The following is an 11,860-nucleotide window of genomic DNA, read 5'->3' on the forward strand; positions in this document are numbered from 1 at the left end:
GAGGCGGGCGTTCAGGCCACTGGGCGGGCCCGGTCACCGGTTGCCTGTCGCAACGCGGCTTTCAGCCGGTCGCGAGCCTCGGTCTGGGCAGCGATCCGTTCATTGAGGACCGCCAGCCGTTCCAACGCGACCCGCAGGCCCTTGTCCGAGGGCGGCGCGGCGGCCACATCGCCGTCCAGGCACGGCAGGAACACCTGCACGTCGTCCAGGGTGAGCCCGGCGGCCAGCAGGTAACGGATATTACGGACCCGCACCACTGCCCGCTCGTCGTAGACGCGGTAGCCGTTGGAGGCCCGCTGCGAGGAGATCAGTCCGGCCTGCTCATAATGCCGCAGCGCACGGGCAGTTGTCCCAGTCGCCCCGGCCAGCTCACCGATCCGCATCCATCTCACCTCCCGGGCCACTCCTATCACGCCACGACCGCTCCGCCGTCGACGGGGAGTACCACTCCGGTGACGAACGACGCGGCCGGTGCGGCGAGCTGGGTGACTGCCCAGGCCACCTCCTCGGGACGGCCGATCCGGGCCAGTGGGGTATGCGCCAGCTGCCACTCGCGCACCGCTGCCATGCGCTCCGGTGTCAGGCCCTGGTGCTCGCCGATGGGGGTGTCGATCGCGCCGGGGGCGACCGCCACCACCCGGATCCCGCGGGGTGCCAGTTCGACCGCCCAGCTGCGGGTCAGCAGTTCTAGAGCGGTCTTGGTAGCCGCATAGACCGAGCTGCCGGGCCAGCCCCGCTGCCCCACCGACGTACTGACATTGACGATCACCCCGCCCGACTTCTCCAGGAGCGGCAGCGCGGCCTGAGCCAGCAGGATGGGCGCGACGAGGTTGGTGGCGAGCTGAGCCGTGATCATCTCCGGCGTCAGCGTGCCGAGGACGCCGCTGCGCACGATGCCCGCGTTGTTGACCAGCACGTCCAGCCGGCCGTGTGTCTCCAGCACGGCTTGGATGATCCGATCCGGCTCGCCCTCGGCGGTGATGTCGGCGGCCAGCGGCGTGATCCGGTCGTGCCCGGCGGCGGTCTCCTGGAGGGGTTCGGCCCGCCGCCCGATCGCGACCACGTGGGCGCCCTCAGCGGCGAAGGCGTGGGCGGTGGCCCGGCCGATCCCGGTGCCGGCTCCGGTGACGACGACGACCCTGCTGCTGTGCGGTGCGGTGCTGTTCATGCCGGTCATCGTGCAACCCTGCCGCCAGCGGCAAGGTCAAGCAGCGACTGACGGGCGGTAGTCATCGCCAGTAGTCACCGGGGGCATAGAGGAGGACGAGGACGGCGACCACGCGGTTCTGGAGCGGGTCGAGCTCGTTGCGGGCCTGCTGGGTCTGGCTGCTGGTGAGCGGGCCACGGCCGGCCAGGGCGCGGAGACGACGTTCAATGTGCCAGGCGGCGAAGAAGCTCCAAAGCGCGTAGGTTCCGAGGTTACGGGGCTGCGGTTACGGGGCTGCCTCGCGGAAGAGGGCCAGGAGAGCGTGCGCCTGCGGGGCGCCCGCGTCGAAGAACTGCGTGGCCAGCGCGGGTGGCACGGCGGTGCCATGCATGCGGACTTCATGGCAGCTGAAGCAGAACGCCGCCTCGAACAGCGCCAGGTCGAGAGTGTCCGCGTAAGCCCGGACGCTCCAACCCGGCGAGAAGCCGCAGCGGTGCTGCTCGCCGACGGGCAAGCTCTCGATCAAGGCCAGGGCTCCGGCTGCCTCGCTGCCTATCCAGTGGGCGCCAACCCAGCCGGGATACGGGGCGCCCCGGTTTGTCGGGATTTCGGAGATCCTTACGACTTCCAGCAACACAGCGGTGGCTACGGCGTCGGCGGGGAGCTGCATGTGCGTAGTCTGCCCGCGCCCAAGTACCGGGGCGGTGCACTTGCCGGAAACCGTGCGCAATGGACGGTCTCCTCACGGGCCGGCTGAAGCACTCAGTCACAGGTCTGTGGTCGGCGGGTTTGTCCGATGTCGGTGTCGAGGAGGTCGAGGAGGTGGAGTTGGACGCCGTGGGTGACCCACCCGCACCAGCGGCGCGGGCGATGTCAGCCGGTCTGCACACCGACGTGGTCCACGTGGTGGTAGGCGATGCCGCCAGGCTTGCCATATCGGACGCCTATCTCGGAGAGCAGGTTGTCGAGATGGGTGTCCATGTGTGTGCTGTCCGCCGCCACGGCGGTCCCGTCGCCCCCTGCCTGCGAGATGTCCAGGCGGGCGTGCGCGTTCACCAGGGTCGGCGATCGCCTCGTGCCCGCCCGCTCCAGCTCATGGCGACTCGGGGAGAAGAGCAGACGCGCAGCTCATACGTGGTGATCAGCCGTGGTGATGAGCTGCTTGAACCGCGGATACCCGGTTCGTTTTGACGCGTATCTCGGGTGCATCTCCCATCTTCACCCGGCGTCGGCGTCGGCGCCGACGCCGGCGACAGAGGCGAAGGAACCTACGGGGCCTACGGCAGCACGTGGCCTGCGGCGCTGAAGAGGCGGTACCACTCCTCTCGGGTCAGCGGGATTTCGGAACCTGCCGCGGAATCGGCGACCCTGCTCGGGTTGGTGGTTCCCAGTACCACCTGCATGTTCGCCGGATGGCGGGTGATCCACGCGACGGCGATCCCCGTGGGAGTGACCCCGTATGTCGCCGCCAGTTCGTCGAGGACGGAGTTCAGCTCCGGGTAGTGCTCGACGTCGCCGATGAAGACCCCGTCGAAGAAGCCCTTCTGGAAGGGCGACCATGCCTGAAGCGTCATGCCGTGCAGCCGCGCGTAGTCGAGCAGGCCGTTGTCGCGGTCGAGCGACTGGTCGAGGCCGCCCATGTTCGCCGCGATCCCCGAGGCGATCAACGGGCAGTGCGTGATGCTCAGTTGGACCTGATTGGCCACCAGCGGCTGCTGTACCGCGGTCTTCAGGAGGGCGATCTGTCCGGGCGTGTGATTGGAAACCCCGAAGTTCACCACCTTCCCGGACGCATGCAGCTCATCGAAGGCCTCAGCAACCTCCGCGGGCTCGACGAGAGTGTCGGGGCGGTGCAGAAGGAGGACGTCGAGGTAGTCGGTGCGCAGCGCTGCCAGTGACTCCTCGACGGTGCGCACGATGTGCTCTTTGGAGAAGTCGAAGAAGCCGGGCCGGATACCGACCTTGCTCTGGATGACGATCGACTCGCGCTCGGCGGCGGTGAGCTTGACGGCCTGTCCGAAGCGCTCCTCACACGCATGGCGTGAAGGTCCGTAGATGTCGGCGTGATCGAAGGTATTGATCCCGGCGTCCCGTGCGCTGCCGTACAGGGTGCGGATGTCCTCGTCCGCGAGTTCGGCGATGCGCATCAGTCCCAGGATGACGTTGGAGGCCCGCAGTTCGGTACGAGGGAAGGCGATGGTCTTCATGGGACCATCTTGTCCGACTCCTTACGCCGTCGTTCCCTGCCTCGCCCGGTAAGGCGCATCACGCTGCGACCAGTGATCGTGGCCAGACAGCCAGACAGCCAGACAGCCAGACAGCCAGACAGTTAGCCGGCTTGGGTCGACGGGGCGGTACTTTCACCTGTCTAGACCGAAGCTCAGCCGCACCGGCACCGGCACCGCACCAGTGCCCGCGGCGTCAGCCGGACGATCCCCCGTCGGCACCACGCAGAACGGCCTGCGCCGAGGAAAGGCGTTGTACCTCATCAGCGCTGGCACCCCCACCCCCACCCCCACCCTCACCAGCACCAGCACCAGCACCGTCGCCGTCGCTGCCCCTCGCGACGGCGTCCGCCCAGGCGAGCAGCCGGTGCAGGTGTGCGTCGGTCGCGGCCGCGACGATGTGGGGCTCACCCACGACCACCTCGCCGCCCGTTCCGTCGATCGCGATGAGCGTGCCTTCGGGCAGGGCGCGGCCGTTCGCCCGGACGCAGCCGTCGGCGACGTCGACGGTGAGGCCCGTGGCCCCCACGACGGCGGGCTTTCCCATGGCCCGCGCCACCACCGCGGCGTGGCTGGTCGGCCCGCCCCGCGCGGTGACGACTCCGGTCGCGGCGGCCAGGCCGTGCATGTCGAGCGGGGAGGTCTCCGGGCGCAGCAGGACGACCGGGCCGCCCGCGGCCAGGCGCGCCGCGCTGTCGGCGGTGGTCGCCACCCGGCCGACGGCGACTCCCGGAGAGGCGCCGAGCCCCCGGGTGAAGAGGTCCTGGGGGTCGATCGCCGTGATCCGCGGCGTCCGCACCTGCGCGAGGTGCTGCGGTGAGACACGCAGCAGCGCCTCGTCGCGCCCGATCGTTCCCGCCTCCGCCAGGTCGACCGCGACCCGTACCGCGGCTCGCCCGACGAATCGCCCGGGCCGCACCTGAAGGAGCCACAACTCGCCTGCCTCGAAGGTGAATTCTACGTAGCAGGCATCGCGGAAATGCTGCTCCAATTGGTCCAGAGCCGTCAACAGGCGTGCCCACACGGCGGGTTCCCGGCCGGCCAGGTCGTGCAGGGGACCGGTCAGCGAGGTGCCGGAGACGACGTCCTCACCCTGGCGGCCGAACAGGACGTCGCCGAACGGAACATGCTCACCGGTGTTGGGGTCGCGGCTGAAGGCCACACCCGTACCGCTGTGCTCATCCCGGTTGCCGAACACCATCGCCTGGACGGTCACGGCCGTGCCGAGGTCGCCGGGGATGTCGTGCAGGGCGCGGTAGGTCTTGGCGCGCGGGGTGTCCCACGACGAGAACACCGCCTCCACGGCGAGCTCCAACTGCCGGGTCGCGTCCTCGGGAACAGGCTCGCCGCTCTGTTCGTTGATGAGTCGCTCCACCTCGCGGATCGCCGTCTTCAGAGCGTTCGGGTCGCTGTCGCGCCCGGCCAACGACCGGTCCACGCTCGCCAGGCTCTCCTGGCCCACGCCCACGACCTGGGCGGCGAAGCTGGTCAGGAACCGCAGCCGCGAGTCCAGCGCGAAACGGGGGTCGTTCATCTCCTCGGCCAGCCCCGTCGTCGCCTCCGAGGTGAGCCCGAGGTTGAGGACGGTGCTCATCATGCCGGGCATCGACACCTTGCCGCCCGAGCGGACCGACACCGCCAGCGGTCGCTCCGAGCCGCCTAGCTCGCGCTGCGTCGCAGCCTCCAACTCGGCTACTGCTTCAGCGAGTTCGGCGGCCAGGCCCTGCGGAGGCCGCCCGGTACGAAGGTAGGCACGGCATGCCTCCGTACCGATGACGAACCCCGGTGGCACGGGCAGCCCCAGACGTCGGAGCACGATGAGCCCCTGCGCCTTGCCGCCGAGGACATCCACGGTCTCCTCGACCTCTGCGGAGAGCGGGTGAATCCAGGTCATCGCGTTGTCATCTCTGCGTCGCCTCTGCTGCTTCGGCTGCGGGGGAGAAGGTGGAGGGGGAGGGGAGGGGTAACCGCGGGCGGTCGGACGGTGGGTTCAGTGGCGCGGGATGCCGAGCGTGGCCAGCAGGTCCTCGTGGAGCTGGAACCACACGGTGTGGTAGGAGGCGGTGCTGTCCGTCACGTACTCCAGCGCGCCGGACCTCGCGCGGGCGAGCGCGTCGGCGAGCCGCACGGGGTAGCGCCGGAACCGGAGCAGCGCCGCGGACAGTTCCGCGCACACGGGCTCGGCACGCTGGTGGAACTCCGTGAACCGGTCGAGGACCCGGGCGTCGTAGGCGGAGTCCTTGTGGTCGTTCATCGTCATGGCGCCGTTGACGGTACGAGTCTGCCAGGCCGTGCACAGGTCGAGGAGTTCGGGGTTGAGGACGAGGAAGCGGTCGAAGGCCGCGGCCAGAGCGGGCCGCACTCCGGCGGTCGCGACCTCGTCGGCGATCCGCTCGGCGTCCGCGGAACGGCCCGCGTCCGTGACACCCCAGCCGCCGAAGTCACCCGCGGTGCGCGTGACGAGCCCGGCGACGGCGAGGTCGATCAGTTCCGACTCGACGTCGGACTCGGGCAGTCCTGTCGCACCGGCCACCGCGGACAGGCCCGAGAAGCCGATGCAGCGCAGGGCGTGGAGCACCAGCAGATCGGTGCTGGTGGTGTGGGACGAAACGGGCTGGGTCATGGCGCGGCCTCATCGGGTGTGGTGGGGGAAACGTCTGCGGAGGTGAGGTCGTGGGTGGCCGCGGCATGCGCGGCGCCCGGCCCCTGGGCTCGGGTGACGATCGTCCGGTGCCGTACGCGGACCGCGTACTCGGTGGTGTCGTCGGCGTCCGGAACGCCGACGGCCGACGCCAAAAGGCCGTGCTCGTCGAGGACGAGGCGCAGGCGCGGACGGCAGTCGGGGTCGAACGCGCGCCACAGACAGCGGGCGAAGTCGCCGATTCTCAGTTGGACGAGGCGCCCGAGCTCGGCGGGGTCGGCCGTGGCGACGGCCACGGTGACCAGATCACCGGGCCGCGCACTGCGGACGGCCTCTTCCGCGGCTTCCAGACGGTGGGTGCCGAGGACCGTGATCACACCGGCCTCGGCGAACCCGACCATGCGTCCGCTGAGCAGGTCACGCAGTTCACGCGGCGGGTCCCAACGGTCCCGGCAGGCTCGCGCGGGTGGGACGTAGGGCAGGTGCGGAGGGTTCCAGGCGTCGGCGAGTGCGAGGCCACCCAGGTGTGCGCAGGCCTGGGCGATGTCGAAGGGGTCGCCGAATCCGAGGGCCGGATCCGCCGAGGCACCCGGGCCGTCGAGCAGCCGCAGGACCAGCTGAGCTCGCCGCACCTGACGCGCGGGAGGCGCGCCGGTGCAGGCGCGTGCGTCCAGCGACTCCAGCGCGAGCGCCAGCAACAGCGCCTCCAGACGGGTCACTTGACCGAACGCGGCACGGATCGGTTCGTCGTCCAGGACTTCGGTCAGTGAGCCGGGACGCACTCGGCCGGCGGTGGGATCGTGGTCGGCCAGCGGCAGCCGTTCGAGCCAGATGCGGGCGAACGCCCCCAGGGCCTCGGGGGTGGAAGCCCGGGCCGGCGCAGCCGAGGGAGGGAACCCGTCGGCGGCGGCGTCCTGCGGGCCGGCCGCGCGCTCGACCATGTCGATGAGTACGGCCAGATAAAGGGCGCGCTTGCTCGGGAAGTTCGAGTACACCGCGCCACGCGTCAGGTCGGCCCGCTCGGCGATCCGGTCCACCTTCGCCGTGGCGTATCCACGCTCGGTGAACTCGGCCTTCGCCGCCGCCAACACGGCGGCGCGGGTGCGCTCCTGCTGTTGCGCCCGGGTCAACCGGACCATCCGCGACTCCCTTTCGTTCCTACGGCACCGTCGTGTGCGCCGTTCGGCTCAGCTGTCAAGCATCGCGCTCAGGACAGAAGGTACACCGAACATCCCGATGCTGAGACCATCCGAGTGGGATCGAGTGAGATCGAGTGGGATCGAGTCGGCCTACGGGCGACGTCGGCCAAGCGACCCCGGACCCTGCGGCAAAACCGGTGGTTTGTTTTTCGGCCACAGGTTTTCATGGCTCGCGGAGAGTGTGTTGGTCGCATGGCCTTCGATGAATCCTTGCCTGCTTTTCTGCGGGTTGGGATGCTCGATCGATGGGTGACCGAGCGCATTACGCATTGCTCAGCCGGGACGAGATCGACGACATTGCGCGCTGTGCCGTCATCGGCGGGTACGGGCCACACCACCGTTACTTTTTCGGGCTTTCGTTCATGGCGGTCGCGCCCGGAATTACGCTGATGGTGTGCGCGGTGGCATTTCGGCTGGCGCGCCGACGGCTGCTCCGCCGCCTGCGCCGGTCCCACGGCGGCGCCCGGTTCAACTGGCCGGATCTGCTCGCCGAGGTTCGGCGCCGGGATCGGAACGCAGCCCTCCGTACGTGATGACCGTGCGTATCGCCACGCCTGACCACCACGGTGAAGCGTCCTGTTCTTACCCCCGCCGCCGCCGTGCCAGCCGGGCGGTATCGGGTTTCCGAGCGTTCGAGGGGCTTCAAACCAGCGGTCCCCGAGACACCCGCCGAATGCTCTGTACAGACTCTTCGTCTTGACAGACATCGGCCGAAAGCGATCAAATTTGCGCAGTGTCACGATGTTCCGTAACAGAGGGCGAGCAAGGAATCCGATGGACGGGACTATTCTGCAACGGGGGGTGATGGCCGTATGCGAAGACTGTGCGGACTGCGTTTTTATTTTCACCCTCACGACCCTGGCCCTCCTCTTCTCCTTTCATGAGGAATTCCCCCGACGATACGGCGCCGAAATGGCCTGAGAGAAGGTGAAGCGGCGCGCACCCATGGCGCTCGGGCCCGCCGCCGAACCACGGCCGTTCTATCGACTTATCGCCTCCGCCTGCTCGGCATGACGTACCGCTGAGTCACATCGGAAGCACCCGTCACAGAGCAGAAGCGGTCCTGCCGCGCTGCCCATTTCCACCGACGCACGATCGCCCTCCGGCCCAAACCACGCACCCCGAGGTGATTGATCAATGATCGGTAGGTTAAAAGCCCATGCCGTTCGGACGGCGGCGGAGGTGTCCGGTGTGGACGTCGAGGGACGGGGCGGCGGGAGGGGCACGGCTTCGGCCGCCGGGGAAGCGCCGGCGCCGGCCACCGAGTGCGTGCCCGTCGGAGCCCTTCAGACGTCGCGCGGTCCGCGCACCGGCGGGGAGGACGCGGAGCACGTCCAACTCCTGGCGGCGCTGCACGCACCGCTCCCGCCCATCGTGGTGCATCGCTCCACGATGCGCGTCATCGACGGCGCACACCGACTGCGCGCCGCGCTCCTGCGCGGCGACGGCCACATCATGGTCCGCTACTTCGACGGCGCGGAGGCCGACGCCTTCGTCCTCGCGGTCCGGCTCAACAGCGAGCACGGGCTGCCCCTTTCGCTGTCCGACCGCAAAGCCGCGGCAGCCCGGATCGTCGCCTCGCACCCCCAGTGGTCCGACCGCAGGATCGCCGAGGTGGTGGGTCTTGCCGCGAACACGGTGGGGACCGTACGGCAGCGTTCGACTGCGCAAAATGAGCAGCCGAACGCCAGCATCGGCCGGGACGGACGGGTGCGCCCCCGCAACGGAGCCGAAGGGCGGCTGCGCGCGGGGGAGTTGATGCGAGCCAACCCGGAGGCCTCGCTGCGCGAGATAGCCAGACTCGCGGGGATCTCGGCGGCCACCGCGAGCGATGTCCGGGCCCGGCTCAACCGGGGCGAGCCACTGGTCACGCCGCAACAACGACAGGCCGTGGTACGGGAAAGCCCTTCGGGGACGATGGTCCGGCGCTCCTTCCGGCCCGAAGGACCGGCCAGCGAGGTCCTGCTGGTGAGCCTCAGCAAGGACCCCTCCCTGCGGCTCACCATGGCCGGCAAAATTCTGCTGCGCGCGCTGCGGGTCTGCTCCGTCGACGCGGACGGGTGGGCCCGCATCGTGGAGGCGGTGCCGCCCCACCGCCAGGAGGTGGTGGCCCGCCTCGCCCGGGAGTGCGCCAACGCGTGGCAGTGCCTCGCGGACCGGCTCTCGGAACGGACGTCCGAGACCTCGACGGAGGTGGGGTGACCCTGCCGCCGCCCGGGCCCCGGTTCATGTGCCGGACGCGGAGCGGGCCGCCGCGCCGGGATGCGGCGCCGGGATACGGCCCGCGCCGGACGCGGAGCGGGTCGCGGGCGCCGGGACGCGGCCGCGCGGTGCGAGCAGGTGTCCCGGCGTGCGGAGGGGACGTGCACACGAAGGTCGCGCATACGGCTTGTGGGGACGGCGCGTAGGCAGTCGCCGCGCTCAGGGTGCGTCGAGGAACGCGCGGACGTCACGGGCGAACTCCGGTGCTCCCAGGAGGTTGTGACCGCGGCGCGGGTACCGCACCAGCCGTGCGCCCGGTATCCCCGCCGCGGTCGCGTCGAACATCTCCTGCGGCCACAAGTGGTCGCGGCCACCGCACACCACCAGGGTGGGCGCACTCACCTCCGCCAGCCGGTCCCGGACATCGAAACCGTCCTCGGCCAGCAGTGTCGCCCGCATGTCCGAGGTGTCGCGCGGCGGCGGATTCAGCCGTCCCGCCAGCCATAGCGGCACCATCAGCAGGCGTTGCAGCACCGGGTTGCGGGTGAGGGCGGGGGCCGCCCGATGCATGCCGGAGCGGCCCCGCTCGGCCGCCGCGATCACCTCCCGGTGAAAGCGCCTGCCGACCGGCCCCAGCGCGTACGCGGCGCAGGCCAGAACCAACCGGTCGACCACATCGGGGTGGTCGACGGCCAGTTGCAGGGCGATCGCACCCCCGGTCCCGTGTCCGACGACGGGTACGGGACCGGGGAACCGCGTACGCAACGCCTCGGCGTGCTCGGCGGCCAGCTCACCCATCGTCGTGCCGACCGGCATACCGGGGCGGCGGTTCGTCCAGAACACCTCGTACCCGGCGGCGACGTACGGCGCCATCAGCCGGGCCGCCCTGCGCCGCTGCGCACCGGGCGGCGGCACCGAATGCGTCATCGTGAATCCGGACAGACAGACCAACGGCTTTCCGGAGCCGAAGGCGAGATGGGGCAGGCCCGTACTGAATGTGCCCTGCCTGGTTGCGATATCCATGGGTCACCTCTCGTACGTCGTCGTACTCGATCGGTCTTTCCGAGCGTTCGTGGTCACATCTCGTGTGCGCGGCTACGCTGACGTCCGGACCGGGGCCACCAAATATCGCACGGAGTACACGAGTTGGTGGCCTGGTCGGTTTCCGAAGAAGAGGCGAGGAGTCAGGATTGTCCGCCGTGCTTCGTCCCCATCAACTGGGCCCGCTACCGGAATTCATGACCGGTGCCGACACCGTTCCGGTAAAGCGCATACGGACGCCGCCCGGCGACGAGATGTGGTTGGTGAGCGACTACGCCCTGGGACGCCTCGTGCTGTCCGACCGGCGGTTCAGCAGGGCCGCCGCCGCGGCACCCGGAGCCCCACGGCTGAACTCGGCGGCGCCCTCTCCCACCTCCTTGATGAGCCTGGACGGCACCGACCACGCACGGCTGCGCAGGATCGTCGCGGCCGCCTTCACCACGGGCAAGATGACCGGCATGACCCCACTGGTGCGGCGGACGGCCACCGATCTACTGGCCAACATGAGCCGTCTCGACACCCCCGCCGACCTGGTGTCCTCCTTCGCCGAACCCCTGCCGCTCGCCGTCCTGTGCACCCTGCTCGGAGTGCCCGTCGAGGACCGGGGCATCTTCTCCTCCTGGGTGGAAGTGCTCTTCGACATCACCGCCAGCAGCGATCTGGAGAAGAGCCGGCAGCGCCTCCAGCTGGTCGACTACATGTCGACCCTGATCGACCGCAAGCGACTGCGGGACGACGACGACCTGCTCACCGACCTCATCCGGGCCCACGACGGCGACGCCCTGTCCAAAGCCGAACTCGTCAGCCTCGGTCTCGCGTTGCTCACCGCCGGATACGAGACGACCGTCGGGCAGATCGGCCTTTGCGCACTTGCCGTACTCCAGGAGAGAATTCCCCGGGAATTCGTCAAGGACGAGGCGCGGGCGGACGAACTGGTCGAAGAACTGCTCCGCGTCACCCCGTCCACGGCGATCAGTTTTCCGCGTGTGGCCCTCGAAGACGTCGAGCTCGGTGATATCCGCGTCCGGGCGGGTGAAGCGGTGGTCGTCTCCCTGCTGCACGGAAATCGCGACGACAAGGTATTCGACGAACCGGAACTCCTTCGGGACGACCGTTCATCGCCCCATCTCACCTTCGGGCACGGAATACACCGCTGTCTCGGAGCCCCCCTTGCGCGGCTCCAGGTGCGGACGGCGTTGCTTGAACTGTTCGGGTCCTTTCCCGCCCTGCGGCTGGCCGGGGACGAGCCCGCGGCGCCCGCAGTCGTGTGGAAGGACGGGCTGATCACCCGAGGCCTCGGCGCGTTGCGGGTGACGTGGTGAGGCGTCGCCGGCACCCGTAGGCGGGGCACGGAAGCAGAGAGACCGGCAGAAACCGGAAGCCGGTGGAACCAGCGGGATCAGCG

Annotated in this window: 12 protein-coding genes; 3 read left to right on the plus strand and 9 right to left on the minus strand. The window is 69.7% G+C overall.

Going from position 1 to position 11,860, the window contains the following annotated elements; genetic code table 11:
• Positions 1-11 precede the first annotated feature (11 nt).
• The 8 genes from ACGFW5_RS20490 to ACGFW5_RS20525 all read right to left on the minus strand — a co-directional run bounded on the left by ACGFW5_RS20490 (position 12) and on the right by ACGFW5_RS20525 (position 7,152).
• On the minus strand, positions 12-383 hold the full coding sequence (locus tag ACGFW5_RS20490) for a MerR family transcriptional regulator (RefSeq protein ID WP_393835681.1): 372 nt from the start codon (positions 381-383) through the stop codon (positions 12-14).
• Positions 384-409: 26 nt separating this feature from the next.
• Positions 410-1,177, minus strand: a complete 768-nt coding sequence (locus ACGFW5_RS20495; RefSeq protein ID WP_393835682.1) for an SDR family NAD(P)-dependent oxidoreductase — start codon at positions 1,175-1,177, stop codon at positions 410-412.
• A 256-nt stretch (positions 1,178-1,433) separates the two neighbouring features.
• A complete protein-coding gene (locus ACGFW5_RS20500; protein ID WP_393835683.1) occupies positions 1,434-1,673 on the minus strand; it encodes a hypothetical protein in 240 nt (79 codons plus the stop codon).
• Between the two features lie 347 nt (positions 1,674-2,020).
• Positions 2,021-2,203: a Tn3 family transposase gene (locus ACGFW5_RS20505; protein WP_393835684.1), complete on the minus strand. Its 183-nt coding sequence runs from the start codon at positions 2,201-2,203 to the stop codon at positions 2,021-2,023.
• A 221-nt stretch (positions 2,204-2,424) separates the two neighbouring features.
• Complete coding sequence (locus tag ACGFW5_RS20510; RefSeq protein WP_393835685.1) at positions 2,425-3,354, minus strand: aldo/keto reductase family oxidoreductase; 930 nt, start codon at positions 3,352-3,354, stop codon at positions 2,425-2,427.
• A 214-nt stretch (positions 3,355-3,568) separates the two neighbouring features.
• On the minus strand, positions 3,569-5,266 hold the full coding sequence (locus tag ACGFW5_RS20515) for a pyruvate, phosphate dikinase (protein WP_393835686.1): 1,698 nt from the start codon (positions 5,264-5,266) through the stop codon (positions 3,569-3,571).
• A gap of 96 nt (positions 5,267-5,362) precedes the next feature.
• Positions 5,363-5,995 carry a transcriptional regulator gene (locus ACGFW5_RS20520; RefSeq protein WP_393835687.1) on the minus strand — a complete coding sequence of 211 codons (633 nt, stop codon included), beginning with the start codon at positions 5,993-5,995 and terminating at the stop codon, positions 5,363-5,365.
• Positions 5,992-7,152, minus strand: coding sequence for a TetR/AcrR family transcriptional regulator (locus ACGFW5_RS20525; protein WP_393835688.1), 1,161 nt, complete (start codon positions 7,150-7,152; stop codon positions 5,992-5,994). Before ACGFW5_RS20525 ends, ACGFW5_RS20520 begins: the two co-directional genes overlap by 4 nt.
• A gap of 305 nt (positions 7,153-7,457) precedes the next feature.
• On the opposite strand from ACGFW5_RS20525, the gene ACGFW5_RS20530 reads away from it, so the two are divergent.
• Together ACGFW5_RS20530 and ACGFW5_RS20535 are read left to right on the plus strand one after the other, a co-directional pair.
• Positions 7,458-7,745, plus strand: coding sequence for a hypothetical protein (locus ACGFW5_RS20530; protein ID WP_393835689.1), 288 nt, complete (start codon positions 7,458-7,460; stop codon positions 7,743-7,745).
• Between the two features lie 658 nt (positions 7,746-8,403).
• On the plus strand, positions 8,404-9,414 hold the full coding sequence (locus ACGFW5_RS20535) for a streptomycin biosynthesis protein (RefSeq protein WP_393835690.1): 1,011 nt from the start codon (positions 8,404-8,406) through the stop codon (positions 9,412-9,414).
• Between the two features lie 219 nt (positions 9,415-9,633).
• Here the strand turns inward: ACGFW5_RS20535 and ACGFW5_RS20540 are convergent, their stop codons facing one another.
• Positions 9,634-10,437 carry an alpha/beta fold hydrolase gene (locus ACGFW5_RS20540; protein WP_393835691.1) on the minus strand — a complete coding sequence of 268 codons (804 nt, stop codon included), beginning with the start codon at positions 10,435-10,437 and terminating at the stop codon, positions 9,634-9,636.
• Positions 10,438-10,709: 272 nt separating this feature from the next.
• Between ACGFW5_RS20540 and ACGFW5_RS20545 the strand changes: the two genes are divergently transcribed.
• Positions 10,710-11,777 carry a cytochrome P450 gene (locus ACGFW5_RS20545; RefSeq protein ID WP_393835712.1) on the plus strand — a complete coding sequence of 356 codons (1,068 nt, stop codon included), beginning with the start codon at positions 10,710-10,712 and terminating at the stop codon, positions 11,775-11,777.
• The last annotated feature ends 83 nt before the right edge of the window (positions 11,778-11,860 follow it).

The sequence above is a fragment of the Streptomyces sp. NPDC048416 genome, assembly GCF_043200435.1.
In the GTDB taxonomy this organism is placed as follows: domain Bacteria; phylum Actinomycetota; class Actinomycetes; order Streptomycetales; family Streptomycetaceae; genus Streptomyces.

What these genes read in the sequence shown, in the direction of transcription:
- ACGFW5_RS20490 (WP_393835681.1), bottom strand. Translation starts at nt 383, where the DNA reads ATGCGGATCGGTGAGCTGGCCGGGGCGACTGGGACAACTGCCCGTGCG.
- ACGFW5_RS20495 (WP_393835682.1), bottom strand. Translation starts at nt 1,177, where the DNA reads ATGACCGGCATGAACAGCACCGCACCGCACAGCAGCAGGGTCGTCGTC.
- ACGFW5_RS20510 (WP_393835685.1), bottom strand. Translation starts at nt 3,354, where the DNA reads ATGAAGACCATCGCCTTCCCTCGTACCGAACTGCGGGCCTCCAACGTC.
- ACGFW5_RS20515 (WP_393835686.1), bottom strand. Translation starts at nt 5,266, where the DNA reads ATGACCTGGATTCACCCGCTCTCCGCAGAGGTCGAGGAGACCGTGGAT.
- ACGFW5_RS20520 (WP_393835687.1), bottom strand. Translation starts at nt 5,995, where the DNA reads ATGACCCAGCCCGTTTCGTCCCACACCACCAGCACCGATCTGCTGGTG.
- ACGFW5_RS20525 (WP_393835688.1), bottom strand. Translation starts at nt 7,152, where the DNA reads ATGGTCCGGTTGACCCGGGCGCAACAGCAGGAGCGCACCCGCGCCGCC.
- ACGFW5_RS20530 (WP_393835689.1), top strand. Translation starts at nt 7,458, where the DNA reads ATGGGTGACCGAGCGCATTACGCATTGCTCAGCCGGGACGAGATCGAC.
- ACGFW5_RS20540 (WP_393835691.1), bottom strand. Translation starts at nt 10,437, where the DNA reads ATGGATATCGCAACCAGGCAGGGCACATTCAGTACGGGCCTGCCCCAT.
- ACGFW5_RS20545 (WP_393835712.1), top strand. Translation starts at nt 10,710, where the DNA reads ATGTGGTTGGTGAGCGACTACGCCCTGGGACGCCTCGTGCTGTCCGAC.